Annotated in this window: 1 protein-coding gene; it reads right to left on the bottom strand. The window is 45.7% G+C overall.

The genetic code is table 11. From position 1 onward, the window contains the following. A partial coding sequence (locus tag QN347_RS19615; RefSeq protein ID WP_323494368.1) for an ABC transporter substrate-binding protein occupies window positions 1–341 on the bottom strand: 341 nt, incomplete at both ends.

Here is a 341-nt window from a genome sequence, read left to right on the forward strand (position 1 = left end):
GACCGAAAGAGTAGTTCTGACCAATGATATAAACCTTCTTGATATTTTTATCCTGCGCCATATAAGTCGTCAGGGATTCCATTTTCATGTCTGAGTTGGAATCAAAGCGGAAATGCCAGAAGCTGCATTTACTATTGGTCATGTCAGGATCGACCGCCGCATGATTGAGATAAATGATTTCCTTGCCGGGATTGCGTTCGTTGTATTTATTTACCGCATCGAGCAAAGCCAAGCCCACGCCCGAGCCATTGCCCTGGGTGATGTAGCGAAAACCTTTGTCGATCACGGTTTTCAAGATATTGAGCGACTCTTGCGGACTGCCCTTGTTATCAAAACCGACC

Source organism: Sphingomonas sp. 10B4 (genome assembly GCF_035019905.1).
Classification (GTDB): Bacteria; Pseudomonadota; Alphaproteobacteria; order Sphingomonadales; family Sphingomonadaceae; genus Sphingomonas; species Sphingomonas glacialis.